Annotated in this window: 22 protein-coding genes and 1 tRNA gene; 13 read left to right on the top strand and 10 right to left on the bottom strand. The window is 61.8% G+C overall.

Going from position 1 to position 22898, the window contains the following annotated elements; translation table 11 throughout:
- Positions 1-55: 55 nt before the first annotated feature.
- The 3 genes from FKL89_RS13660 (at position 56) to FKL89_RS13650 (ending at position 3352) form a co-directional block, all read left to right on the top strand.
- A complete protein-coding gene (locus FKL89_RS13660) occupies positions 56-661 on the top strand; it encodes a TRAP transporter small permease subunit (RefSeq protein WP_156863336.1) in 606 nt (201 codons plus the stop codon).
- A gap of 14 nt (positions 662-675) precedes the next feature.
- A complete protein-coding gene (locus FKL89_RS13655; RefSeq protein WP_395705910.1) occupies positions 676-2511 on the top strand; it encodes a TRAP transporter large permease in 1836 nt (611 codons plus the stop codon).
- A gap of 97 nt (positions 2512-2608) precedes the next feature.
- A complete protein-coding gene (locus FKL89_RS13650; protein ID WP_156863335.1) occupies positions 2609-3352 on the top strand; it encodes a pseudouridine synthase in 744 nt (247 codons plus the stop codon).
- Positions 3353-3447: 95 nt separating this feature from the next.
- Here FKL89_RS13650 and FKL89_RS13645 read toward each other — a convergent pair whose 3' ends face one another.
- The gene (locus FKL89_RS13645) at positions 3448-4536 is read right to left on the bottom strand and encodes a TRAP transporter substrate-binding protein (protein WP_156863334.1); all 1089 of its coding nucleotides are present in this window, start codon (positions 4534-4536) and stop codon (positions 3448-3450) included.
- A 252-nt stretch (positions 4537-4788) separates the two neighbouring features.
- Entirely contained in the window at positions 4789-5877 is a 1089-nt protein-coding gene (locus tag FKL89_RS13640) for a TRAP transporter substrate-binding protein (RefSeq protein WP_156863333.1), read from the bottom strand.
- 275 nt (positions 5878-6152) lie between these two features.
- Between FKL89_RS13640 and FKL89_RS13635 the strand changes: the two genes are divergently transcribed.
- Positions 6153-7418, top strand: a complete 1266-nt coding sequence (locus FKL89_RS13635; protein ID WP_156863332.1) for a putative Na+/H+ antiporter — start codon at positions 6153-6155, stop codon at positions 7416-7418.
- Positions 7419-7439: 21 nt separating this feature from the next.
- Here FKL89_RS13635 and FKL89_RS13630 read toward each other — a convergent pair whose 3' ends face one another.
- Positions 7440-9005: a glycosyltransferase gene (locus FKL89_RS13630; RefSeq protein ID WP_156863331.1), complete on the bottom strand. Its 1566-nt coding sequence runs from the start codon at positions 9003-9005 to the stop codon at positions 7440-7442.
- Positions 9002-9604, bottom strand: a complete 603-nt coding sequence (locus tag FKL89_RS13625; protein WP_156863330.1) for a MarR family winged helix-turn-helix transcriptional regulator — start codon at positions 9602-9604, stop codon at positions 9002-9004. Before FKL89_RS13625 ends, FKL89_RS13630 begins: the two co-directional genes overlap by 4 nt.
- Before the next feature lie 810 nt (positions 9605-10414).
- On the opposite strand from FKL89_RS13625, the gene glyA reads away from it, so the two are divergent.
- The 4 genes from glyA to FKL89_RS13605 all read left to right on the top strand — a co-directional run bounded on the left by glyA (position 10415) and on the right by FKL89_RS13605 (position 13369).
- Positions 10415-11674, top strand: a complete 1260-nt coding sequence (gene glyA, locus FKL89_RS13620) for a serine hydroxymethyltransferase (protein WP_156863329.1) — start codon at positions 10415-10417, stop codon at positions 11672-11674.
- Positions 11675-11755: 81 nt separating this feature from the next.
- Entirely contained in the window at positions 11756-12520 is a 765-nt protein-coding gene (locus FKL89_RS13615; RefSeq protein WP_156863328.1) for a hypothetical protein, read from the top strand.
- A gap of 271 nt (positions 12521-12791) precedes the next feature.
- Positions 12792-12867, top strand: a tRNA-Lys gene (locus FKL89_RS13610).
- Between the two features lie 139 nt (positions 12868-13006).
- Positions 13007-13369, top strand: coding sequence for a nuclear transport factor 2 family protein (locus FKL89_RS13605; protein ID WP_156863327.1), 363 nt, complete (start codon positions 13007-13009; stop codon positions 13367-13369).
- A gap of 37 nt (positions 13370-13406) precedes the next feature.
- On the opposite strand, the gene FKL89_RS20505 is transcribed toward FKL89_RS13605, so the two are convergent.
- The 4 genes from FKL89_RS20505 to dctP form a co-directional block, all read right to left on the bottom strand.
- Positions 13407-13940: an extracellular solute-binding protein gene (locus FKL89_RS20505; RefSeq protein ID WP_337786212.1), complete on the bottom strand. Its 534-nt coding sequence runs from the start codon at positions 13938-13940 to the stop codon at positions 13407-13409.
- Positions 13904-14437 carry a type 2 periplasmic-binding domain-containing protein gene (locus tag FKL89_RS20500; RefSeq protein ID WP_337786211.1) on the bottom strand — a complete coding sequence of 178 codons (534 nt, stop codon included), beginning with the start codon at positions 14435-14437 and terminating at the stop codon, positions 13904-13906. The genes FKL89_RS20505 and FKL89_RS20500 overlap by 37 nt, the downstream gene beginning before the upstream one ends.
- A 186-nt stretch (positions 14438-14623) precedes the next feature.
- Positions 14624-15154 (bottom strand): hypothetical protein, encoded by a 531-nt coding sequence (locus tag FKL89_RS13595; RefSeq protein ID WP_156863326.1) that lies wholly within the window; start codon positions 15152-15154, stop codon positions 14624-14626.
- Positions 15155-15268: 114 nt separating this feature from the next.
- A complete protein-coding gene (dctP, locus tag FKL89_RS13590; protein ID WP_156863325.1) occupies positions 15269-16252 on the bottom strand; it encodes a TRAP transporter substrate-binding protein DctP in 984 nt (327 codons plus the stop codon).
- A 254-nt stretch (positions 16253-16506) separates the two neighbouring features.
- On the opposite strand from dctP, the gene FKL89_RS13585 reads away from it, so the two are divergent.
- On the top strand, positions 16507-17208 hold the full coding sequence (locus tag FKL89_RS13585; protein ID WP_156863324.1) for a class I SAM-dependent methyltransferase: 702 nt from the start codon (positions 16507-16509) through the stop codon (positions 17206-17208).
- Between the two features lie 98 nt (positions 17209-17306).
- Positions 17307-17825 (top strand): DUF1569 domain-containing protein, encoded by a 519-nt coding sequence (locus FKL89_RS13580; protein ID WP_156863323.1) that lies wholly within the window; start codon positions 17307-17309, stop codon positions 17823-17825.
- Positions 17826-17849: 24 nt separating this feature from the next.
- Here FKL89_RS13580 and FKL89_RS13575 read toward each other — a convergent pair whose 3' ends face one another.
- Positions 17850-18761, bottom strand: a complete 912-nt coding sequence (locus FKL89_RS13575) for an amidohydrolase family protein (protein ID WP_156863322.1) — start codon at positions 18759-18761, stop codon at positions 17850-17852.
- Positions 18762-18849: 88 nt separating this feature from the next.
- Between FKL89_RS13575 and FKL89_RS13570 the strand changes: the two genes are divergently transcribed.
- From FKL89_RS13570 to FKL89_RS13560, 3 genes are read left to right on the top strand one after another with little or no spacing between them, the layout of a single operon-like run.
- The gene (locus FKL89_RS13570) at positions 18850-19623 is read left to right on the top strand and encodes a GntR family transcriptional regulator (protein ID WP_156863321.1); all 774 of its coding nucleotides are present in this window, start codon (positions 18850-18852) and stop codon (positions 19621-19623) included.
- A 37-nt stretch (positions 19624-19660) separates the two neighbouring features.
- Positions 19661-20629 carry a tripartite tricarboxylate transporter substrate binding protein gene (locus FKL89_RS13565; RefSeq protein WP_156863320.1) on the top strand — a complete coding sequence of 323 codons (969 nt, stop codon included), beginning with the start codon at positions 19661-19663 and terminating at the stop codon, positions 20627-20629.
- Between the two features lie 25 nt (positions 20630-20654).
- Positions 20655-21614, top strand: a complete 960-nt coding sequence (locus FKL89_RS13560) for a Bug family tripartite tricarboxylate transporter substrate binding protein (RefSeq protein ID WP_156863319.1) — start codon at positions 20655-20657, stop codon at positions 21612-21614.
- A gap of 34 nt (positions 21615-21648) precedes the next feature.
- On the opposite strand, the gene dusA is transcribed toward FKL89_RS13560, so the two are convergent.
- Positions 21649-22722: a tRNA dihydrouridine(20/20a) synthase DusA gene (gene dusA, locus FKL89_RS13555; RefSeq protein WP_272953698.1), complete on the bottom strand. Its 1074-nt coding sequence runs from the start codon at positions 22720-22722 to the stop codon at positions 21649-21651.
- Between the last annotated feature and the right edge of the window lie 176 nt (positions 22723-22898).

The following is a 22898-nucleotide window of genomic DNA, read 5'->3' as shown; positions in this document are numbered from 1 at the left end:
AAGCGTTTGAATCCGGCAAGAATTTCTTGCAATGCAACAAACGGGGAGTTAACAAATGCAGGGCCTGCTTGCACTAAGCAAAGCCGTCGACAAGCTCAACACCGGGATCGGCTGGTTGATGATGTGGATGATCTTTGCTTCAACAGTCATCAGTTGTGTCAATGCCATCGTACGCAAGGCATTCGACATCGGCTCCAACGCTTTTCTCGAAGTGCAGTGGTATTTGTTTGCGACATCCTTCCTGCTGGCAGCGGGTTACACACTGCTGAACAACGAGCATGTACGCATCGACGTAGTCTCGGGCCGCTTTTCCAAACGCGGGCAAATCTGGATCGACATCATCGGCTTCGTGCTCTTCCTGCTGCCGGTCTGCTTCGCGGTGCTTTGGTTCTCGATGCCCTGGTTTCTGCAGGCGTTGCGCTCCGGTGAGACTTCAGCGAACGCCGGCGGGCTGATCCTGTGGCCGGTGTACGCCATGCTGCCACTGGGTTTTTCGCTGCTGCTGCTGCAGGCATTTTCCGAGCTGATCAAGCGTTTCGCCTTTCTGAAAGGCTTGATCGACGACCCGACCGCCAAGAAGGGTGAGAAGTCGGCTGAAGAAGAGCTGGCTGAAGAAATCCGTCGTCTGGCCGAGGCCAACGCGCAAGGCAGCAAGGCGTAAGGGAACCCATCATCATGCTGCAAGCAATCATCAACAATATGGCCCCGATCATGTTCGCGGGCCTGATCGTCTTCCTGCTGTTCGGCTTCCCGGTGGCATTCAGCCTCGGTGCCTGCGGGTTGTTCTTTGGCTTCATCGGCATCGAACTGGGCATCCTGCCCGAGTCGCTGCTGCAAGCACTGCCGTTGCGGATTTTCGGCATCATGAAGAACGAGACGCTGCTGGCGATTCCGTTCTTCACATTGATGGGGCTGATCCTCGAACGAAGTGGCATGGCCGAGGATTTGCTCGACACCATTGGTCAGTTGTTCGGCCCGGTACGTGGCGGTCTCGCCTTCGCCGTGATCTTCGTCGGCGCGCTGCTTGCTGCGACCACCGGCGTGGTGGCGGCTTCGGTGATCTCAATGGGGCTGATCTCGCTGCCGATCATGTTGCGTTACGGCTACGACCGGCGCCTGGCGAGTGGTGTCATTGCCGCCTCCGGCACGCTGGCGCAGATCATCCCGCCGTCGTTGGTGCTGATCATTCTGGCGGACCAACTCGGTCGCAGCGTAGGCGACATGTACAAGGGTGCGTTCATTCCCGGCTTCATTCTGACCGGCATGTACGCGCTGTACGTGATCGGCGTTGCCTTCATCAAGCCGGCCTGGGTGCCAGCGTTGCCACCGGAAGCCCGCACCATCCGCGAAGACAACGGCAAGTCCGGCCTGCCCTCGTTGTTGGCTCTGACCATCATCTCGACGACCGCCGCGGTTGTCTTTGCCCAGAACTACGGCGCCATCCTGACCTGGTGGAAGGGGCAACCGCCACTCTCCGTGCCGCTCGATGAAACGATTGTCGTAGCAATGTGCGTTGGTGTGTTGATCGCGTTTGTTGCGGCCGTGGTCAACAAGCTGACGGGCTGGGGCCTGCTTTCCCGCATGGCTGAGCGAGTGACTTTCGTTCTGATCCCGCCGCTGCTGCTCATTTTCCTGGTGCTCGGTACTATCTTCCTCGGCATCGCCACACCGACCGAAGGGGGCGCGATGGGCGCCATCGGCGCCCTGGTGATGGCAGTCGCACGCGGCCGCCTCAGCTTCAGCCTGCTCAAGCAGGCGCTCAATACCACCGTGAAACTGTCCTGCTTCGTGGTGTTCATCCTGATTGGTTCCACCATCTTCAGTCTGGTGTTCCAGGGGGTCGATGGTCCGAAGTGGGTTGAGCATCTGCTGACCGGCCTGCCGGGCGGCCAGGTGGGTTTCCTGATCGTGGTGAACATCCTGATCTTCGTGCTGGCGTTCTTCCTCGACTTCTTCGAACTGTCGTTCATCGTGGTGCCGCTGCTGGGCCCGGTGGCAGAGAAGCTGGGCATCGACCTGATCTGGTTCGGTGTGCTGCTTGGCGTCAACATGCAGACTTCGTTCATGCACCCGCCGTTTGGTTTCGCGCTGTTCTACCTGCGCAGTGTGGCGCCGGTGAAGGAATACACCGACCGCATCACCAAGAAACTGGTGCATCCCGTCACCACCATGCAGATTTACTGGGGTGCGGTGCCGTTTGTGCTGATTCAGATTGTGATGGTTGGTCTGATCATCGCGTTCCCCGGAATCGTGTCCGGCGGCCTCGACAAAGAGGTTAAGGTCGATCTCGACAAGGTGAAGATCGAACAGCCCGCGGAAGAAAAAGGCCAGGATAAGGAGCGCAGCATGGACGAATTGTTCAAGCAGGGCACGCCCCCTGCCAACAGCCCCGCGCCCGGCGCTGCGCCGGCGGTTCCGGCCGAACCCGCCGCACCTGCAGGCGGCAAGAGCGAGGACGACGCCATGAAGGCGATCCTCGACGCTGTGAAAAAGGAAGAAGGGAAGAAGTAGACTACCTTCCCGCCCTGACAAAGAGCACCCGCGGGTGCTCTTTGTTTTTGTGTCGACGATCCACCCATCTCCTCATCCCAATTCATCTGATCGCGTCATGACTGAACCTGTCCGACTCTCCAAGCGCATGAGCGAGCTCGGGCTCGCTTCACGACGTGAGGCCGATGCGTGGATCGAGCAGGGTTGGGTGCATGTTGATGGTGCGCCCGCAGTACTCGGTCAGAAAGTGCTGCCGCATCAGAAGATATCCATCGTACGCGCGGCCGCCGCTGAGCAGGCGAGTCGCGTCACCGTGCTCATTAACAAGCCGATCGGCTATGTCAGTGGCCAGGCGGAGGATGGCTACGAACCCGCGGTCGTCCTGGTTCGCCCGGAGAACCGCTGGCGTGAGGATCGCGCGCCGCTACGCTTTCAGCGCGAGCAGTTGAAGAGCCTGGTGCCCGCCGGGCGGCTCGATATCGACTCGACTGGACTACTGGTGTTGACGCAGGACGGTCGCGTCGCGAAGCAGCTGATTGGCGAGGACTCCGGCGTGGAGAAGGAATATCTCGTGCGCGTGCAGTCGCTGCGCGGCGGACGCCTGCCCGATGCCGAGCTGCGTCGCCTGAACCACGGTCTCGCACTCGACGGCGCGGCGCTCAAGCCCGCGAAGGTCTGGTGGCAAAACGAGGACCAGCTCCGCTTCATCCTGCGCGAAGGCAAGAAACGCCAGATCCGTCGCATGTGTGAACTGGTTGGTCTGAAAGTCGTGGCGTTGAAGCGCATCCGCATCGGCGGCGTGCTGCTCGGTGATTTGCCGATCGGCCAGTGGCGCTATCTGAGAGCCGACGAGAACTTCTGACTCGTATCCCTCCCGAGGCCTGGCGGGCGCAAAAAAGCCCGCAGGGCGAACGCCGTGCGGGCTGCATGTGAACTGCGGAGAGATCGTGAAAGCGGTTACAGCTTTTGCGACTGCATGAAGCGGTCGAAACGCGCCTCAGTGAAGCGGAACCAGAGGTTCTGATCGCTGCGGAACTTCGAGAAATCCTCGTAGATCTTCTTCCACGCCGGGTTCTTGGCCGACAGCTCGGAGTACATGTCCATCGACGCCTTGAACGCCGCGTTCATGATCTCGTCACTGAAGGCATGCAGTTTGGTACCGCTGGCAACCAGCTGCTTGAGCGCAACAGGATTCTTCACGTCGTACTTCGCCTGCATGTCGACGTGAGCGTGCGATGCGGCCGCCTCGACGATCGCCTTGTATTCCGGCGTCAGTGCATCCCATGCCTTCTGGTTGACGTAGAGATCAATCTGCGGGCCGCCTTCCCACCAGCCGGGGTAGTAATAGTTCGGCGCCACTTTCGAGAAGCCGAGTTTCTGGTCATCGTACGGGCCGACCCATTCAGCAGCGTCGATGGTGCCTTTTTCCAGGGCCTGATAAATCTCGCCGCCGGGAATGTTCTGCGCCACCATGCCGAGGCGCTCGCAAATCTTGCCAGCGAAGCCGCCGACACGGAATTTCAAACCCTTCACATCGGCGAGTGACTTGATCTCCTTGCGATACCAGCCGCCCATCTGGGCGCCAGTGTTACCCATCGGGAAGTTGAGCATGTTGTAGCGGGCGTAGAACTCGCGCATCAGCTTCATGCCGTTGCCTTCGTACATCCACGCACTCATCTGGCGGCTGTTGAGACCGAATGGAATGGCGCAGCCGAGCGTAAAAGCGTCGTCCTTGCCGAAGTAGTAGTAAGCGCAGGTGTGGCCCGCTTCCACGGTGCCGTTCTGCACCGCGTCCACCACGCCGGGCGTCGGCACGATTTCGCCCGATGCGTGCACCGAAATCTGGAATTTGCCGCCGGTCATCTTGCTGACCTGCTGGGCGAACACTTCCGCACCACCATAAATGGTGTCGAGCGACTTCGGGAACGCCGACGTCAGGCGCCAACGGACGGCCGGGGATTGGCCAATGACGGCCGGGGCGCCCAGGATGGCACCGGCCGTGGCGCCAGTCGCGGCTGCCTTGCTCAAAAAATCACGACGCTTCATAGCAACTCCAAAACTGCCGTGACGCGGTCACGGCGAAACAGACAACAACAACGCCCCATGCGAGGGGCGCCATTGCAACAGATTTTAGGGAGCGTCGGCGACCGCAGTTTGCGCGGTGTCAATTCATCTGGACAAGCGTACGTCGCATCCGTCGGGCGGTGGCTTGGACAGCCAGTCAGTTCGTCATGTTTGTAAGCAACAAAAAGCCCGCAGGGCTTGCGCCGTGCGGGCTGTGCGGCTATCGCGAGCGGGTTACAGCTTTTGCGACTGCATGAAGCGGTCGAAACGCGCTTCAGTGAAGCGGAACCAGAGATTCTGGTCAGCGCGGAACTTGGCGTAGTCGTCGTAGACCTTCTTCCAGTTGGCGTTCTTCGCCGAGATTTCTGCGTAAAGCTCCATCGATGCCTTGAACGCCGCGTTCATGATCTCATCGCTGAATGCATGCAGCTTGGTGCCGCCGGCGACCAGTTGCTTCAGGGCCGCCGGGTTGCGTGCGTCGTAGCGCGCCTGCATGATCACGTGGGCGTGCGAGGCAGCGGCTTCGACGATCGCCTTGTATTCGCCGTTGAGCGAATCCCAAGCCTTCTGGTTGATGAAGAAGTCGAGCTGCGGGCCGCCTTCCCACCAGCCGGGGTAGTAGTAGTTCGGGGCTACCTTGTTGAAGCCGAGCTTCTGGTCATCGTACGGACCGACCCATTCGGCGGCATCGATGGTGCCTTTTTCCAGTGCCTGGTAAATCTCACCGCCGGGGATGTTCTGCGGCACCATGCCCATGCGCTCGCAAACCTTGCCCGCAAAGCCACCGACGCGGAACTTGAGACCTTTGAGGTCGGCCGCGGTCTTGATCTCCTTGCGATACCAGCCGCCCATCTGCGCGCCGGTGTTGCCACCTGGGAAGTTGATCATGTTGTATTTGGCGTAGAACTCGCGCATCAGCTTGAGGCCATTGCCTTCGAACATCCAGGCGCTCATCTGGCGGCTGTTGAGCCCGAACGGAATCGCGCAGCCGAGGGCGAACGTCTCATCCTTGCCGAAGTAGTAATACGGGGCGGTATGGCCGGCTTCAACGGTGCCGTTCTGCACGGCATCAACGAGGCCCGGCGTTGGCACGATTTCGCCAGCGGCGTGCACCGAGATCTGGAACTTGCCGCCGGTCGCCTTGCTGACTTCCTGCGCGAAGACTTCCGCAGCGCCGTAAATCGTGTCCAGTGACTTCGGGAATGCCGACGTCAAACGCCAGCGGACTGCCGGCGCCTGGCCGATGACGGCGGGGGCGCCGAGGATGGCGCCGCCGGTGGCCGCGCTGGCTGCCGCCTTGGTTAGAAAATCACGACGTTGCATGCTCTCTCCTTGAGTGCTTGAGTGATTGGGCTCGCCACCGGAACGGTGGGCAATGCTGCGGTCCGTACTGCTTCTTTTCGACCTTGGCCCGAATTGTATGGTTGTCAAAACACCCTGACTTCATGGGTTTTCCCCATCTTTGACGCATGGGGAGCGAGCTGTTGCAATGCCTACAATAATCTTGTCGCCCAAGTAGCTGGCAAGCGCGCGTGGCGGCGCCGCACGGCAGCTCAGCGTGCACCAATTTCATGCTTCGTTGATCGACCGGGATGCCGATGAATCCAACCACCACCGAGACCGTTGCCGCCGTGCTGTTTGTGCTGGCGATCTTGCACACCTTCCTGGCGCCAAAGATTGCGTCGCTCGGCCACCGGTTTCCAAAGCATGAAGGCCTGTTTCACCTGCTCGGAGAAGTCGAGGCGGTGTTCGGCCTGTGGTCTGGTGCGCTGCTGATTTTTCTGTTCGTCACCGGCGGCATGAAGGCCGGCACTGACTACATTGATGGGCGCAATTTCACCGAGCCGCTGTTCGTCATCGCGATCATGGTGGTGGCAGCCAGCAAACCGGTGCTGCATGTAGCCAAGCTGGCGGTGACGGGGCTGTCGCGCATGTTGCCGTTGCCGCGGGCGGTAGCGTTTTACTGGATTATCCTGACCGTGGTGCCGCTGCTCGGGTCGTTCATTACCGAGCCTGCTGCAATGACGCTGGGCGCGTTCATGCTGCGCGACCGCTTCTACAAGGCGGGGCTCTCGGCGCGGCTGCGCTACGCCACCTTGGGCGTGCTGTTCGTCAACGTGTCGATCGGCGGTGTGCTGACTCCTTACGCCGCGCCCCCGGTGCTGATGGTGGCTGCCAAGTGGGACTGGAACATCGGCTTCATGATCAGTCAATTTGGCTGGCGTGCCGCACTGGCGGTGGCGATCAACGCGGCGGTGGCGGCGACGCTGTTTTTCAATGAGCTGCGGCCGCTGCGCAGTACGTCGGATGGAGCGTCCGAAGGGCGGGTGCCGTTTTCCGTGTGTGTCACGCATGTGCTGCTGCTTGCCGGCGTGGTGGTGTTCGCGCACCACCCGGCGCTGTTCATGGGCATCCTGCTGCTCTTTCTGGGTATCGCCAGCGCCTACCCGCAGCACCAGGACCGCCTGATCCTGCGTGAGGCACTGATGGTGGGCTTCTTCCTGGCTGGACTGGTGGTGCTTGGTGGCATGCAGCAATGGTGGCTGCAGCCGCTGCTGCTCAAGATGTCCCCGGATCAGGTGTACTTCGGCGCCACGGCGCTGACGGCCATCACCGACAACGCGGCGCTGACCTACCTGGGCTCGCTGGTTTCCGGGCTGACACCGGAGTTCAAATACATGCTGGTCGCGGGTGCCGTCACTGGTGGCGGCCTCACGGTGATCGCCAACGCGCCAAACCCCGCAGGCTACGCCATCCTCAAAGGTTTCTTCGACGACGAACACATCAGTCCCTTGTGGCTGCTGGCTGCTGCGGCAGGGCCGACTTTCGTGGCAATCATCTGCTTCTGGGCGCTTCCGACCTGATTCCGCGGGTGGCTTGCTGCGCTAGGCGACCGCATCTTCCAGCGCTGCAGGCTGGTCAAACGGCGCCAGCGCAGCGGGCAAGTCGGCCAGCGAGTTGATCCAGCGCGCCGGCGGGCGGCCGCTGGCCAGGCCATCCGGCACCCCACTGCCGACAACGATAAGCGCATCTACCGTGGACGGCGGGCAGTTCACCCATTGTCCTGTCGTCCCACTCACCGCGATCAGCCGCATCGGCAACCGCGCATCGTCGAGTGCCCGCAGATGGGCGATGACATTCGACGCACACTCGCCATGACGTAAACAGCCGCCACCGATGCGGGTGAACGCAATATTTTGTAGCGGGGTGCCATCGCAGACCATATTGCTGAACGTGACATCGCTGGCGATCGTGAAGTCGGCGAACAAGCGTTTGCGGAGCGTATCAACCAGTAAGTGACAGTAGCCGCTCACCAGACCCACTACATAACCACGCCGCTTGAGTGTGTTGATGACACCAATGGCCCGGACGTCAATTACCAGACCGCCGGCAACGGCCAGCAGTTTTTCCTGGGGGACGAAGCGGAGCAGCGATGCGTTCAAGCGACCAGTGTCACCCCCGTCATGGCGTGTGGCATCTGCCAACGGCGCCGGGAGACCCAGGGCGTTGGCGATATTGACATGAAGGTTGCCAGCGCAGATGGCAGTGTCGAGATCGATCAAAACCACACGGCTATTGGGCCGGATGCGTTGCACGGTGCGCTCAAACGACGCCCGCTCCTGCCTCTGCACTTCGAACATCGCCTGCAGGTGATCGATGGTTACGCGGCCGGCCGTCGCAGCCCGGTCAAGAATTACCCGGTGAATCTCTACCGCCATATCGGCGAGGGCGGTGAGCGACTGGCTCTCGTGATCGATGGTGCCGATATCCACTTCCTCGATGCGGGCGCCGGACCGATGCGCGTCAATCAGAATGCCGACGTCCACGCCGTAACCTGCCTCAAATTTGAGCTGACGCAGTAGCGCCTTGCGGGCGGCGACGATGCCACCCAGTGGCTGCGCCAGCCGCGCCAGCTCCGGGAAAAAGACACGCAACATCGGTTTTGCAGTGAGCTCGGTAACGCGACCGGCCGCACGTCCGAAAGCGGCCTTGACGAGATCAGCACGGCCCGCGCGAATTGGCTCGGCGAGCCGGCTGACTATCTCCGGCTGCATGCCGGCAAGATCGCCATCAAGGAAGACCACGATGTCGTGTGCGGCGGCATTAAGCCCGTCAAGCATTGACTCGCCCTTGCCCAGCATCGAGCTGGTCAGCACATGTGCGCCCGCAGCCTCAGCCAGCTCGTGCGTGGCGTCAATTGAGCAGTCGTCGATCACAATGACTTCTGTGCAGGCTGTATCGGACAATGCATAACGCACGACGTCGGCGATTCGGCGTTCCTCGTTCAAGGCCGGAATTACCACGCTGACGGGTGACGGCAACGCGTGCGGGCGAGTTGGCGGTGTGCTGCGGCCGTCGGTGCTTCGTGCAAAAGCAGTCCGCAATCCGGCGAGCAGGCCAGAAAGGCTCGCCAGCAATCGCTGCAGCGCGCCGCCTGCACGGGACGTCATCGTGGGCGACTTTGCCGGCGGGCGCGCGGCCGTCGTCCGCCGGTGTCAAGAATTTCGGCCAGCGGAGTATCTGCGGCGGAATCCAGAGTTGTGATGTCAAGTTGTGCCAGCAAGGGCTCGAGCGCCGCAGTCAAGGCCTCGCGCTGCCAGTCGCTGAGTCGCTCGATTGCCGCCGGCAGGATGCCCTGGTGAGGGCCGCTCGTTGAGTCAAGTACACGTTCACCGGCGGCGGTGGCGGCGAGTGTCACCCAGCGCCGGTCTGACGCCGACGATTGCTTTTCCACCAAGCCTGCGCGCACCAGCACCATGACCAGATTGCTTGCCGTGGTCTGATGAATGCTCATGCTGCGCGCCAGCTCCGTCACCCGGATAGCCGGGCGCCGCCGCACTTCGGCGAGTGCCCAGAGCTCCGCACCGGTCAGCCCGGTTTGCACGCGTGCTTCCACAAACTGGTTTCTGGCTGCCTGCATCAATGCGCGGAACCGTCGCAGCAGACCCATCGTGTCTTGGGCGTCAACGCGATCAGTGCCCTCGTTCCCGGCGATGGACGTCGCAACAGGAGTAAACAGGTTCTGCGTCGGTCGGGCTGGCCGAGTCATGGGGTCATCTGCTCCGTAAAAAGGCCGCCCGCATCGCAGCGGGCGGCAACTGTGACCGCCCTCCCTCCTGAAAGAGGACGTACGCCAGTCTATTGCATTTGTTACAAATGCATATCAGGGATGACCCGCTTGCTGCTCACGGAATTTGCCTGCGATCGTGCCAGCCCGGGCGCAGGGCCAAGCTGGGATTGATGATTGGCGGTTGCCGCTCGCACCCGCGCAGCGGGTCGGTCCGTGTTGCCAATGGTGCAATCCCGTTCAGACTGACGGTTGACGCCATGCTGAAGCGTTTCATCGACGACGAACACATCAGGCCAATCTGGCTGTTCTGCCCCGGCGCCAGGCTCCACCGGGGACGCCATCGTCTCGGTCTGGAGGCTGCGGCAGTTCGGGACATAACAGGGGCAGCTGGCGCATACAGCTTTTCTCGAATGGTGGCGTTCGATCAGGGCTAAGAGGGGCATTTAGCTATAAGTCGATAAATGGCGATTCCTGCGTGAATTCCCTTTACAGATGGACTTTGCAGAAAAAGCTGTTGAGGCTGGCCGTCCCTCACAACCTATAATCGCGGCAGGCATGTAACTGGCGTAAGCGTCGATCCCGAAGCATCGTTTTGGGGCGTCGTCTGAGAGGGAGCCACCCTCAGGAAGCATGCTGTTGCGGCTGGGGCACCGGTCGCAAATCCGCCGTCCGCCTGGGCATGTGCCGTCTGCGCCCCGCGCCTCTGTGCGGGTTGATCTGAGCGCACGCCATGCCGCGTGTTCATGTCAGCCGACGGTGCACCAATCATCGTTTTGAAAGGACATGCTCATGAACGCCCGCCCGGAATTTTTCACCTCGCCGCTCGCCGCCGTTGACGCCGAAGTCTTCGCCGTTATCAACGCCGAAAACCAGCGCCAGGAAGATCACATCGAGCTGATCGCCAGCGAGAACTACACGTCGAAAGCCGTGATGGAGGCGCAGGGCTCGCAGCTCACCAACAAATACGCTGAGGGCTACCCCGGTCGCCGCTACTACGGCGGCTGCGAGTATGTTGACGTCGCGGAGACGCTCGCCATCGAGCGACTGAAAACGCTGTTCGGTGCGAAATTTGTGAACGTGCAGCCGCACTCCGGCGCGCAGGCCAACACGGCGGTCTACTTCGTGCTGATGCAGCCGGGCGACGCCTTCCTCGGCCTCTCGCTCGCCGAAGGCGGCCACCTCACGCACGGCATGGCGCTCAACATGAGTGGCAAGTGGTTCAAAGCCAACGCTTACGGCCTGACCGCTGCCGAGACGATTGACTACGACGCCATGCGCGCCAAGGCGCACGAGGTGAAGCCGAAGATGATCATCGGCGGCGGCTCGGCGTATTCGCTCAAGTGGGATTGGGCGAAGATGCGCGAAATCGCTGATGAAGTGGGCGCGTATCTTTGGGTCGACATGGCGCACTACGCAGGCCTGATCGCCGCCGGTGTGTACCCGAACCCGATGCCGCATGCGCATGTGGTCACGAGCACCACGCACAAGACGCTGCGCGGCCCGCGCGGTGGCGTGATCCTCACCAACGATGAGGACCTCGCCAAGAAGCTCAACAGCGCCGTGTTCCCCGGCCTGCAGGGCGGCCCGCTGATGCATGTGATCGCGGCGAAGGCGGTGGCCTTTGGCGAAGCGCTCAAGCCCGAGTTCAAGACCTATCAGGAGCAGGTGCTCAAGAACGCCGACGTGCTGGCAAAGACGCTGGTCGAGCGTGGCCTGCGCATCGTCAGCGGCGGCACCGAATCGCACCTGATGCTGGTCGACCTGCGCGCCAAGAAGATCACGGGCAAGGACGCTGAGGCCGTGCTGCATAAGGCGCACATGACCTGCAACAAGAACGCCATCCCGAACGATCCCGAAAAGCCCATGGTCACCAGCGGCATCCGGCTCGGCTCGCCGGCGTTCACGACGCGCGGCTTCAAGGAGGCCGAGGCGAAGATGGTCGGCAACTTCATCGCCGACGTGCTCGATGCGCCGAATGATGAGGCGGTGATTGCTCGCGTGCGTGGTGAAGTGGCGGCGCTTTGCGCGCGGTTTCCGGTCTACCGATAACCGTCAATTCCGTTCGTGGTGAGCTTGTCGAACCACGAACGCGATTGGTCGTAGGGCGGGCATTGCCCGCCTTGTGAACGCATGAGCATAGAGACAGTGCCGCTTACTGTTGACGACCTCGTTACCGGAGTTGGTACCGGCGACATGACAATCGGTGATAGGCGTCAGCGATTGCTTGATTTGCTTGCGCGTGACGAAAGTGCAAGAAATCGGATGGCTCAACTTGTCCGCGAGAAAAATCAGAATGAACAGCGTCGGAGTGCTGCGCTACTAGCATTGCACATCAACGCTTGGGACGACGCGGCGAATGAGGGCTGGTACCCCAATGCGTTCACACCGTTCTCGTCCTCAATTGATGTGATCGGCGGCAGTGATTCCTCGCTGGATGCATTCATGCTTGAACACCTCAAGCGTGACCGAGACAAGCTCCTCCATCACCTCGCGGCGAGGCACAATCACCGCTCGGCGATTTTGGTTGAGGCGTTTCAACTTTTGCGCGAACAGAGATTTGTCGCGGCAATTCCGATACTTCTGTCCCAAAGTGACGGCATTTGCCACGACGGTCTTGGGGCATATCTTTTTACTGACGCAAATGAGCGAAAGCAGAGCCTGCCAAAGGTTTTCGCAACTAAAGATTCGTTCGCGAAACGCAACTCATATTTTCTCGAACGCGTGCGGTCATATAGTGATCGCATGGACGCGGCACAATCCTGCAATAACCTGTGTACGCTAAATAGGCACGGCGTCATGCACGGCGCCAAATGGCATCTCGACTGCGGCACGGAACTAAATGCCTATAAGAGTCTGTCTTTGCTTGCGTTTGTCTCGTTCTTGTTGTTCGATTAGAAAGCGAAACCTGTAGCTCTTAGCTCGTAGGGCGGAACGCTCGCGGTTCCGCCTCGTTCCATCGCCGAAGGCACTTCAACGACGCAACATCTCGCCACCGCATGCGGCGGGACCGCGAGCGTCCCGCCCTACTTTCATGGCTTTGGGACGGGGCACGTTGTCGTTCGGCCAAGCGTTTGCAGTGATAGGGCCGGGTACACGCGCCACATCGCTATGCTGACTGAGATGTCCCCGCGCGACTTACGCTAGAATTTCCATTCGTCACGGCGATGGGTCGTTAGCTCAGTTGGTAGAGCAGCGGACTCTTAATCCGTTGGTCGTAGGTTCGACCCCTACACGGCCTACCACTTGCCTGATGCCTTTCGCGTGAGGGTTCCCTTGCGCTTCTCCCCCGAATCGCCTCTGTTCTGCGCTTTGTGTAGATCGAACCTTGCGCGCGATGTTGGGCTACGATGTTGCCGACATCCATGACAGCCCGGCGCAACTATGCCCACCACTGCCACGCTCGAACGCTTTATCGCCCGCGTTGAATCAAACGCCCATGCCGAGGCGATTGAGGAGTTCTACACCGAGAACGCGTCGATGCAGGAGAACAACGCCGCGCCGCGCATCGGGCGCGACGTGCTGGTTGCCGGCGAGCGCAAGGTGCTGGCGCGGGCCGCACGCGTGACATCGCAGTGCATTCGCCCGGCATTCGTCAACGGCGATCATGTGGTGATCCGCTGGGTATTCGAGTTTGAATGGCTCGACGGCCGCAGCGGGCGCATGGAGGAGCTTGTCTGGCAGCGCTGGGAAGGCGAACGCATCGCCGAGGAAAAGTTCTTCTACGACCCGGCGCAGATGAAGTAGTCACCGCGCTGCCCGGACTTCGCCGGGACGGTGCGCGCTACGGCGCCGCGTACACCTCTTTGTCCCACTTGGCGAGCAAACGCTTGCGCTCGACGGCATCGCCGTATTTGCCGAAGTCGTAGTTGATCAGATTGACGTCGGCAATCTTTACGGCGAGCGCCGGTGTTGGCGTGTTGCGGTTCGACATGGTCTGGTAATTCTTGGTGTCGGCAGCCAGCTTTTGCGATGCCGGGGTCAGCGCCCAGTCGTAGAACTTGCGGGCGGCGTCCGCATTGCGGGCATTCTTGATCAGGCTCATGGACGCCACCTGATAGCCGGTGCCTTCGCATGGTGCCACCACGCTGACCGGAAAGCCGGCGGCGATGTCGGGGCTGGCGTCGTCGAGAAAGGTCACCCCGATCCCGGTCTCACCGCGTGCCGCCGCCTTGATGGCGCCGATGCCAGTGCGCGGATAGTTGTTGGTGTTCTTGTGCATCGCGCGCAGCAGGTTGAACGCCTTGTCCTCACCGAACAGTTGCACGAAGGTGGCGATAGTCATGTAGGCGGTGCCCGACGCGTTCGGGTTCGCCATCTGCACCTCGTTCTTGTACTCCGGTTTGGTGAGGTCCGCCCAGCACTTCGGGGGGCCAGATTCTTTTTGCCCAGCACGTCACGGTTGTAGCCAAACCCGAGCACGCCGGCGAATAGCCCGACTGTGCGGTACTTCGAGCGCTCGGCCTGGGTCCGCGCCCAGTCGTGCAACTGCGGCAGCAGTGGCGACTGGTAGGCCTCGGTCACGTCCTGTTCCGCCGCCTGCAGGTGTGCATCACCGGTGCCGGCGTACCAGACGTCGTATTTCGGATTGGCCTTCTCGGCGATCAGTTGCGCCAGCGCTTCGCCTGCGGCCTTTTGTGTCATGTTGACCCGCACACCGGTCTCGCGCTGGTACTGGCCAACTACTGCCTCGCACCAGGCAACCGGCACACTGCACATCACATTGATCTGCCCCTCTGCGCTGGCTGCACAGGCCGCCATTGCCGCGCCGATCGCGACCAGCGATGACCACTGGCGCACTCTGTTTGACTTCATGGGAATCTCCTCCGGGCAATCGTTTCCGGCGGCGACGTTCGTGCGGTGCCGCTACGGTGCAAGCAGTCTAGCCCCCGTGCTTCGCCAAGGCGCGCCTACTGTCCGGAAATGCGGAGAAGGTGGGCACGCCAGATCAGCCCAGGGCATGCTTGGTTCGGCGCGTTACCGGCGGGCGCCAGCAGCCTGCTAGGGCGTCACCAGCTTGCGGTCGCCATCGCGCAGCGGGAACATCTTCGGATACCAGGTGGCAAGGAAGCCGGCGTCGCCGGCGCGGTCGTACAGCGGGTCGCAGACGACAGCGCGATAGCTCCATTTGGCGAAGTCATGAATCGGCACGCTCTGGTCGCGGTTGAGGATGACGAAGGCGTGGTTCCAGCTGCCACGATAGACACCGAAGTATTCGACCGGCCTGATGCCCTTCTCCTGCAGGTAACGATAGGCGAGGGCAGAAAGCTCGGAGCAATTGCCGGTCTGCGTGCTGAGCGCCTGCTTGCGCCATTCGTCAACGAAGGTCTCCCAGTTCGCTTCCTTGTGGGCGTACTCGCGACGGGTGACCGCATCGAGCCACATCAGCCCGGCGCGCGCGACGAATTTTTCGGTCATCTCAGTGGGGTGGCGGATCCAGCCACCGCCCGTGTTCAGGCCACGATAGCGCACGCTGCCCTGCACGTGGCGGACGGCAGCCTTGGCGGCGGAAAGATATTCGGAAAAGACCACGATCGGCTCCTCGTTGTGCCTTCGCGCGGAAGGCAGATGCTTGTCCCTGCCTTCCACATAGCGCGAGAAGTCGAAATCAGGCTCACCGGGTCGCCGCAGCAAACCCGGCGATGCTCAGCGATTGCTGAGAATGGCTACCAGCTCGGTACGCATCTCCGGGTCTTTCCAGTACTTCTGGTGCAGCGGCTTCATGCGGCTCAGGTAGGAGCCAAAGTCGAGCGGGCGATCGAAGGTGACGCCCGCCTTCACCGCGATGGCGCGCGATTCCTCGACCCGCTTGTTCCACAGCTCGCGCATCAGCAGCGCGGACTTGCGGCCTTCGTCCGCGATCAGCGTCTGATCTTCCTTCGCGAGCTTCTTCCAGTTCGCTGCGCCGATGATCAGCGCCTCCGGCAGAACCATGTGATCGGTCAGCAGCATGTGTTTGGCGTACTTGTAATGGCCCGATGACACAAAGGAGGGCAGGTTGTTCTCGGCGCAGTCGATTTCCTTGCGCTCGAACGCTGCGGCGACGTCCTTGTACGGGATTGACACCGGGGTGGCGCCAAGATGCGATGCCATTTCCTTGAACACTTCGGAGCCGATCACGCGGATGCGCAGGCCCTTGAAATCGCGCGGGCTGGCGAGCTTGACGCCGGCACAGTAAAACGAGCGTGAGCCGCCGTCGTACCAGCCCAGGTTGACGAAGCCGACTTCACCCAGACGCTTTTCGAAGGTGCGCCCCATCTCACCATCGAGCAGGCTGAACATGTGCTTCGAGTCGGAGAACAGGAACGGCAGGTTGAGCGCCTTCATGCTCGGCACCGCTTCCGACAGCATGGCGAGGTTGAATTCGCCCATTTCCAGCTTGCCGTCTTTCAGCATCTTCTGCGCTTCGGCCTGATCGCGGATGACGTCGGTGCCAATCACGTCAATCTGAATGCGTCCGCCGCTCTTTTTGCCCACTTCGCTGGCGAAGCTGCGGGCCGCGATGGTGACCGGATAGTCATCCGGGTGAATGACCCACAACCGCATGCGCGTCTGGGCTGCAGCGTTACCGATGGCGGCCATCGCAAGCAGCATCGCTAGCGTGGCATGCCATTTTGGTAGCGTAAACATGAAATACCTCCTGTTGGTCGTTTTTATATAGCTATCGAAGACGTATTGTGAAAAATGATAGCGCTATCATACTAACGACACTGCGACTGCCATGCAACGATGGCGGCGCCAAATCTGCGCGTGAATGGGGGACTTTCGGCACAACGTCGAAGTGAATCGGAAAATGCCCATGCCGATGACATAAATGCCCGGGCGGCCAGCGCAGCACGAAGAGCAGCACTGCGACGCTACGATTGAGGTTTTGGGGCCCGACCATGACGCCGACTGCAACAACCGTGGCTGCCGCTGAATCGGCGGGCGGGTCGCAAATACAGTTCTGGGACCGCGCGGCGCAGGGCAAGGTATTTGCCCACCCCCTTGATGGCGAGCGCTTCCAGCGAGTGGTACCGGCCACCGCCGCCGTGCTTGACTACGGTTGCGGGCGCGGGCGGCTGTGTGGCGAGCTCGGAAAGTCTGGCTACCGCAATGTGGTCGGCGTCGACTACTCGCCCGAGATGATCGCCACCGCGCAGCGTGAACATCCCGGCGCCAGGTTTGACGTGGTTGATGGCGCGACGCTGCCCTTCGCCGATGGACAGTTCGATGCAGTCGTGCTGTTTGCCGTGCTGACATGCATCGCTGATGATGCCGCGCAGCGCGATCTGATCGCCGAGTTGCGCCGCGTTCTGCAGCCCGGAGGCCTGTTGCTGGTGAGTGACTATCCGTTGCAAGGTGACGCTCGCAACGTCAGTCGCTATGACGCATTTGCTGCAGAGACCAGCACCGACGCTGCGGCGCGGTCCGTGCTGCCTTACGGAGTCTTCCGCCTGCCCGACGGCGGCCTGGTGCGGCATCACACGATGGCGTGGTTAGCCGCGCTATTCGCCGATTTCACTGTGCTGGATCAGGTGATGTTCGATGCGAAGACGATGAACGGCAATGCTGCACGCATCGTTCAGTGGTGGCTGCGCGCCTGAGTAACCTGAGTTGGTAGAGCTTTTGCCCTGTAGGCTTTCGCGCTGTTTGGCCGACAATTCCGCATCAGCCAACGTGGCAAATACAGGATACGACTCCCATGAATCGCAGAATCGTCCTTGGCGCCGGCGTGGTAGCGGCTGCTGCCACTGCGGGATGGATCGCCCTGCCGAGCGGCAAGCATCCGCTGACCGTTGCTGCGGCGACTGACGCGCTGGCCCGCTTGCGCGGCACGAAAATCAACCATGCGGGTGGCTGGAATCCGGCGCAGGTGTTCGCGCATCTGGCGCAGAGTATTGAGTATTCGATGACTGGTTTTCCGCAGCCGAAGTCGCCGCTTTTCCAGAGTACGGTGGGCGCGGCGGCGTTTGCCGTGTTTCACTCGAAGGGCGCGATGAAGCACAGCCTCACCGAGCCCATCCCCGGCGCTCCAGCTATTGCCGCCACCGATGACCAGACCGCAGCGCTGGATCGGGCGCTGAAAGCACTCGCCGACTTCGACAAGTTCAACGGTGCGCTGCAACCTCACTTCGCCTACGGGGCGCTCGACAAAAAGGCTTACGCTGCGGCGCATGCAATGCATGTCTACAACCATCTGACCGAGTTTTCTGTCGCTTGACGAGTTCCACTGCGGCTGCAGACGTCAAGCCCGCCAGTACAGGGCCGCAGGGTTGTCAGCCAGGATTGCAGCGCGGGTAGCGTCGTCGGCAATCAGCCAATCGAGTTGACTGCGCAAACGGTCGTAGTCGGCATGCGCCTCGTGATTGGTGCACGGCCAGTCACTGCCCCAGAGCAGACGCTTGCTGCCCAAAACGTCAAGCCACAGGCGAGCAAGCGCGCGAGCATGGTCGTTGCCCGGCATTGAACCACTGCGCTCGTCGCTGCCCCCCAGCCGATAGACACCGCTCAAGGTGATGTAGACGGCATCACCATTACCTGCTCGCCGCTGCACTGCACGCAAAGTCGGGTCGTCTGCGTTCGCTGCAGCAGGCTTGGCGAAGTGATCCAGCACCACCGTCACGCCCGAAGGCACCCATGGCAGCAGGGTGGCGATCCGGCCGACATCTGCATGCAACTCGAGATGCATCCCGCTCGCCATCAGGTTGCCCCACCACGCTGAGGGCAGGGCGCGCAGGTGCTCGGCATCGTCGTTCATTCCCATCAGGTTGAGGCGTATGCCGCGTACTCCGGTGTCATGAAGTCGCCTCATCTCGACCAGATTGACGTTGTCTGCGACCACAGCGACCCCGCGCAAGGCCTCGGGCGCTTGTTGCAGCGTTTGCAGCAGCAGGCGATTGTCAGCGCCGAGAAAACTGGGTTGCACCACGATTCCACGCCCGATGCCTGCTTTGCCCGAAAGCGCGCGCCAGTCTCCAAACGATGCCGTGTAAGCCGGCTGGTAACGGGCGCCGGGACTGCTCTCCCTGGCGGTGAACACATGGAAGTGGCAATCACAGGCGGGCGGGCAGGCGACGCAACCTGACTCGCGATCCGGTTTGCCGGAAGCGAGGGGGGCAGGGCTGGCAGAGCTGGCAGAGGGGCTGCTGATTGTCATGGCTGGAATTCTAGACCTCTAGAGGACTATAATTTGCGGAAATCTTGCGAATATCGTCTTCTGCTGTCCCTGCCAATCCCTTTGCTCCATGTTTTCTTCCAGTTCCACGGTTGAGCCGATTGTTGCTGCAACTGCCGCCGGCCTGAGCCGTTATGGCTCGCTGGCGTCCACGCTGCGCGGTCACATCCTGAGCGGTGAGTGGGCTCCGGGCAGCGCTATTCCGGCTGAAACCCAGCTGGCGAAATCCTGCGGCGTGGCGCTCGGAACCATGCGTCAGGCGATTGCCGTGCTGGTCAGCGAAGGCCTGCTGGAACGCGTCCACGGCCGCGGTACCTTTGTGTCCAACGGTATTGGCGGCGCCAGCCTGCTGCGCTTCTTTCGCTTCCGCGCCGCGTCGCCCGCTGCGGCGACCACGGCGGACGAAGTGCCGCAATCCCGCATCGTCGGCAAACGGGTGCTCAATGCCCCGCAAGAGGTCACGACGGCGCTGGGCCTGCCGCCCGGCAGCCGCGTGCTGGCGCTGACGCGCGTCCGCTCGCTGAATGCCCGGCCCTGCCTGTATGAGCGGATCTGGCTGCCGCTGCCGATGTTTGACGCGCTGGTGCCGCTCAACAAGTCGGAGTGGGAAGATTTGCTGTATCCGATGTTGCAGCGGCTGGCTGGCGTCACCGTGCACAAGGCCGAAGACAACGTCACCTTTTGTCTGGCGACCGACGATGTTGCCGCCGCCTTGCAGTTGCAGCCAGACGCGCCCTGCGCTCGCGTAGCGCGTATCGCCTTCGACATGGCGGGGCGTCGCGTCGAGCTGCGCCACTCGTTCGGCGACGCTCTTTCCTTTCACTACACGGCGCAACTGCGCTAGCGGCAACACGCACACCGATATCTCCGGAGGAACCATCATGAGTCGAAATGTTCTGTACGCCGTGGCGGCGTCGTTACTGGCTATCGTCGCCGGTGCGGCACACGCCCAGACATGGCCCACCAAGCCAATCACCCTGGTGGTGACCTATCCCGCTGGTGGTGGCGCCGACACCATGGCTCGCCTGATCGCGCCGAAGCTGGGCGAAGCGCTGGGACAACCCGTCATCATTGAGAACAAGCCCGGTGCCAGTGGCCAGATCGGCGCATCCGCTGTGGCCAAGGCGGCGCCTGATGGCTACACGCTGATGCTGGATGCGTCGTCGTTCGCAGTGAACCCGGCACTGTTCCCCAGGCTGCCGTATGACAGCGACAAGGCGTTCCGGCCGGTCGGCGTGATTGCGCTGTTTCCCAATGTGCTGCTGGTCAATCCGTCGGTACCGGCGGCGTCGGTGAAAGAGCTGGTCGCGCTGGCCAAGGCAAAGAAGAACGGGGTGTCTTACGCCTCGTCTGGCAACGGCTCGGCGCAGCATCTGGCTGGTGCGATGTTCGAGAGCGCGGCCGGTGTCGACATGCTGCACGTGCCCTACAAAGGCGGTGCACCGGCGCTCAACGATGTGATTGGGGGCCAGGTGCCGGTGTTCTTCGGCAACCTCGCCTCCACGCTGCAACACGTGCAGGCGGGCAAGCTGAAGCCGCTGGCGGTGACCAGTGCCCGCCGGTCGCCGATTCTGCCGGCAGTACCGACGATGGCAGAGGCGGGCGTTGCTGGCTACGAGGTGTACGAGTGGAATGTGCTGTTCGCCCCGGCTGGCACTTCCGAGGCGATCATCGGCAAGCTGGCTGCAGCGCTGCAAAAGACGCTTGACGCTGCCGACGTGAAGGCACGCATCGCCCAGCTCGGCGGCGAAATCCAGACCGCAAGGCCAGACGCGGCGCAGCAGTTCGTCCGCCAGCAGACCACACTTTGGGCCAGGCTCGTTCGTGAGCGTGGCATTTCCGTCGACTGACTACCCGAAAGCTTAGAGAGAACTCATGATCAGAAAATTGCTAGCGCTTGCCCTGGCCGGCGTTTCATTGACCGCAACGGGCCAGCAGTGGCCGACCAAGCCAGTCCGCTTTGTGGTGCCGTTTGCGCCGGGTGGTACCAGTGAAATAGTTGCCCGTGCGGTGGCACAGGAACTATCAACGGCGTTGGGCCAGACAGTGTTCGTGGAGAACAAGCCCGGCGGCGCCGGCGTGATCGCCATGACCGAAGTGTCGAAGGCTGATCCCGATGGCCACACCATCATCCTCGGCCACGTTGGCACCCTGGCGGTGAATCCCTATGCCATGCCGAAGCATCCCTACGATGTGAACAAGGAGTTTGCCCCGGTGATCCTGCTGGCGCGGGTGCCGAATGTGCTCGCCGTCGCGCCGGATGTTCCGGCGAAGACGCTCAAGGAGTTCGTCGCGCTGGCCAAGGCGAAGCCGGATTCGATCACCTATGGCTCGGCAGGCAATGGTTCTTCCGGCCATCTGGCGATGGAGTATTTCATGGCGGAGAGCGGCATCAAGGCCACCCACGTGCCCTACAAGGGGACCGGGCCTATGCTGCAGGACATTCTTGGCGGTCGCGTGCAGGCGACCTTCACTGGCGCCCCGGCACTGATGGGGCAGATCAGCGCCGGCAAACTGCGCGCGCTGGCCGTTGGCTCGCATGAACGCATGGCTTCGTTGCCGAATGTTCCGACGGTCGCTGAGAGTGGCTACAAGGACTTCGAGACATCGCAGTGGTACGGCATTCTGGTGCCGGCGAAAACGCCGAAAGTGATTGTCGACAAGCTCGCCGCCGCCGCTGACAAAGCGCTCAAGAGTAGTGGCATCACCGCCAAGTTTGCCAAGGATGATGCCCGTGCTGGCGGGGGTACCCCCGAGCAGTTCGCGACGTTCATTCGCAAGGAACAAGCCACCTGGAAGCGCATCATCGAAAAAACCGGGCTCAAGATCGAGTAGCCGCAGGTTGCGCTTGCTGCGGCTCGGCGAGGGTTCAGCCGCTCAGCGCATCGAGCAGCGGCTGCCGGTGGTCGTCGTAGTCGCTCTGGTAGGGCATGGCGCGCCGCAGCAGCTCGGGATCATTGTCGTTCAGCAGGCGGGCGTCGGACAGCATGCGCCGCCACGCCTTGCCGCCTACCTGCCCGCTATAGAGGCCAAGCATGTGGCGGGCAACATCGCGCACCCGGGTGTGAAACTGCTGGCCGCGGGTCGCTTCGATCTCGCGGGCGGTGTATTCGATCATCTGTTCGACGATCTGGTCGCGCGACGGCAGCGGCGTGCCGAACAGGGCGTTTTCCGTGTGCGCCAGCATGTAGCTGTCGTGATACGCCGCGCGGCCGAGCATGACGCCGTGGGGCTGTGAGGGCACCGTGCCGACGGACCCATCCAGCAGATCCAGGCACTGCTGAGCCGTAGTAATGCCGCCGTTCAGCACCAATATCAGCGAAGGGAAGTCCGTGCGAAGGCGAGTCACCACGTCGTAGCGCAACGGCGGTACTTCGCGGTTTTCCTTCGGGCTCAGTCCCTTGAGCACGGCGTTGCGGGCATGCACGATGAAGACACGGCAACCCGCTTCGGCGACGGTGCCGACAAAGTCGCGCACGAAATCGTAGCTTTCGTTGTAGTCGAGCCCGATGCGGTGCTTGACGGTCACTGGCACGCCCGACGGCACGGCGTCAATCATCGCCTTCACGCAATCGGCTACCAGCGTCGGCTCGGCCATCAGGCAGGCACCGAAGGCACCGCGCTGCACCCGCTCGCTGGGGCAACCGCAGTTGAGGTTGATCTCGTCGTAACCAAAATCAGCGCCCAGCTTCGCGGCGCGGGCGAGGTCCTCGCGCTCGCTGCCACCCAGTTGCAGCGCGACCGGATGCTCGACTGCGGTGAACTTCAGGTGGCGGCGATGCTGCTCGGCGTTGCCGTAAATCAGCGGGCCGGTGGTCACCATCTCGGTGTACAGCCGGGCGCTGGGCGCGAGGTGGCGGAACAGTACGCGACAATGGCGGTCAGTCCAGTCCATCATCGGCGCCGTGGTCAGGCGCCACGCGTTGTGGTCAAGTGCGGTCAAGGAGGAGCAGGGGTGGACGCGAAGCTGGTATTTTCGCAGCCGGCCGCATCCCCCGGCGCGGGGTTGGGTCGGGCGCGCACTGAAGGAGACGTGCGGCGGATAGTCAATGCGCAGAAAAGTGAAGGCAACATTGCCAGCATCTTTGCAACGAAACCCTTATTCATTATGGGATAAGA

It is taken from the genome of Casimicrobium huifangae, from assembly GCF_009746125.1.
GTDB lineage: Bacteria > Pseudomonadota > Gammaproteobacteria > Burkholderiales > Casimicrobiaceae > Casimicrobium > Casimicrobium huifangae.
Note: the sequence above shows the minus strand (reverse complement) of the source record. Positions and strands in the feature narration are given on the sequence as shown.

Coding starts and splice junctions, on each gene's coding strand:
- FKL89_RS13660 (WP_156863336.1), top strand. CDS start 56: ATGCAGGGCCTGCTTGCACTAAGCAAAGCCGTCGACAAGCTCAACACC.
- FKL89_RS13655 (WP_395705910.1), top strand. CDS start 676: ATGCTGCAAGCAATCATCAACAATATGGCCCCGATCATGTTCGCGGGC.
- FKL89_RS13650 (WP_156863335.1), top strand. CDS start 2,609: ATGACTGAACCTGTCCGACTCTCCAAGCGCATGAGCGAGCTCGGGCTC.
- FKL89_RS13645 (WP_156863334.1), bottom strand. CDS start 4,536: ATGAAGCGTCGTGATTTTTTGAGCAAGGCAGCCGCGACTGGCGCCACG.
- FKL89_RS13640 (WP_156863333.1), bottom strand. CDS start 5,877: ATGCAACGTCGTGATTTTCTAACCAAGGCGGCAGCCAGCGCGGCCACC.
- FKL89_RS13635 (WP_156863332.1), top strand. CDS start 6,153: ATGAATCCAACCACCACCGAGACCGTTGCCGCCGTGCTGTTTGTGCTG.
- FKL89_RS13630 (WP_156863331.1), bottom strand. CDS start 9,005: ATGACGTCCCGTGCAGGCGGCGCGCTGCAGCGATTGCTGGCGAGCCTT.
- FKL89_RS13625 (WP_156863330.1), bottom strand. CDS start 9,604: ATGACTCGGCCAGCCCGACCGACGCAGAACCTGTTTACTCCTGTTGCG.
- glyA (WP_156863329.1), top strand. CDS start 10,415: ATGAACGCCCGCCCGGAATTTTTCACCTCGCCGCTCGCCGCCGTTGAC.
- FKL89_RS13615 (WP_156863328.1), top strand. CDS start 11,756: ATGAGCATAGAGACAGTGCCGCTTACTGTTGACGACCTCGTTACCGGA.
- FKL89_RS13605 (WP_156863327.1), top strand. CDS start 13,007: ATGCCCACCACTGCCACGCTCGAACGCTTTATCGCCCGCGTTGAATCA.
- FKL89_RS20505 (WP_337786212.1), bottom strand. CDS start 13,940: ATGGCGAACCCGAACGCGTCGGGCACCGCCTACATGACTATCGCCACC.
- FKL89_RS20500 (WP_337786211.1), bottom strand. CDS start 14,437: ATGAAGTCAAACAGAGTGCGCCAGTGGTCATCGCTGGTCGCGATCGGC.
- dctP (WP_156863325.1), bottom strand. CDS start 16,252: ATGTTTACGCTACCAAAATGGCATGCCACGCTAGCGATGCTGCTTGCG.
- FKL89_RS13585 (WP_156863324.1), top strand. CDS start 16,507: ATGACGCCGACTGCAACAACCGTGGCTGCCGCTGAATCGGCGGGCGGG.
- FKL89_RS13580 (WP_156863323.1), top strand. CDS start 17,307: ATGAATCGCAGAATCGTCCTTGGCGCCGGCGTGGTAGCGGCTGCTGCC.
- FKL89_RS13575 (WP_156863322.1), bottom strand. CDS start 18,761: ATGACAATCAGCAGCCCCTCTGCCAGCTCTGCCAGCCCTGCCCCCCTC.
- FKL89_RS13570 (WP_156863321.1), top strand. CDS start 18,850: ATGTTTTCTTCCAGTTCCACGGTTGAGCCGATTGTTGCTGCAACTGCC.
- FKL89_RS13565 (WP_156863320.1), top strand. CDS start 19,661: ATGAGTCGAAATGTTCTGTACGCCGTGGCGGCGTCGTTACTGGCTATC.
- FKL89_RS13560 (WP_156863319.1), top strand. CDS start 20,655: ATGATCAGAAAATTGCTAGCGCTTGCCCTGGCCGGCGTTTCATTGACC.